The sequence below is a fragment of the Micromonospora sp. NPDC003776 genome (assembly GCF_053605645.1).
This window is the reverse complement of the sequence record NZ_JBSGJR010000981.1, coordinates 1-1154: the sequence shown is the minus strand read 5'-3', so window position 1 is coordinate 1154 and position 1154 is coordinate 1. Positions and strand designations below refer to the sequence as shown.

General features: G+C 77.5%; 1 pseudogene. It reads right to left on the bottom strand.

The features are described from left to right. Positions 1-1154, bottom strand: a pseudogene (locus ACWEVO_RS36895) (adenylate/guanylate cyclase domain-containing protein); the annotation flags it as partial.

Here is a 1154-nt window from a genome sequence, read left to right as displayed (position 1 = left end):
GAGCGGAGTCACCGCGCGGGCCGGCGCGTCCGGGCGCAGCTTCACCGCGTCGGCGAGCGTGCTGGCCCGCTCGACGTGCTCGGCGACGAAGTCGTCCCGGGCGGCCTCGGTGAACCCGCCGGGCAGCGTGGCCGCGCCGTCGGCGCTCTCCGGGGCGGCCCACCGGGCCAGCGCGGCGTGCCGCTCGGCCAGCTCGGCCTTGCTCACCCCGGCGTACGCGGCCTCCCGCATCAGCGGCGTGGCGAACGCGAAGCCCGCCCGGGTGCGATGCAGCATCCGGCGTTGCAGCAGCTCCTCCACGGCCCGGTCCAGCTCCACCGCGGCCACCGCCGAGGGCCGGCCGGCCAGCCCCACGCGCTGCTCGCGGAGCGCCTCCAAGGCGCCGGTGGGCACCGTGTCACCGACCACCGCCGCGTCCCGCAGCACCGAGCGGGCGTCGGGCGGCAGCGCGTCGATCCGCGCGGCGAGCACGGCGGCCAGGTCGCGGGAGAGCAGCCGGCTGCCCAGCGAGCCGGGGGTGAGCCGCCAGCCGACGTTGGCGTCCCGCCCCGGCCCGGCGGTCAGCGCGCCGCGCTCCATCAGCAGGGTGACCAGCTCGGCCAGGTAGAACGGGTTGCCCTGCGCGGTGGCGAGGAGCCGATCGGCGTCGGCCTGCGGCAGCTTGCCGCCGGCCAGGTAGCTGGTGAGCAGCCGGGAGGCGTCCGCGCCGCGCAACGGCGGCAACGCGTGCACCTCGGCGTCCGCGACCCGGGTCAGCGCCCCCGCCGTACGCACCAGCTCCGGGCGGCCAAGCAGCAGCACCAGCACCGGCCCGCTGAGCCGGTTGAGGGTCAGCCCGAGCGCGTTGATCGTCTCGGTGGTGGCGTCGTGCAGGTCGTCCACGACGATCACCAGCGGCGCCTCCACGGCGAGCGCGCTGAGCAGATCGGCGACGGCGTTCGGCACGGCCTCCGCGTCCGGCGGCGGGGAGGCCGGGTTCCACTCCCCGTTCTCCGCCACGGCGGGGAGTTCCGCGTAACCGAGGAGCGCCAGGAGCTGGTCGACGGCGATCGGTGGAAGGTCGGCGGAGAGCCGGCCGAGACGCTGGCCGAGCCGGCGCAGCCGTTCCTCGACGGCCGGCCGGGTGAGCGCGGTGGCCGGGTCGTTGGGCAGGC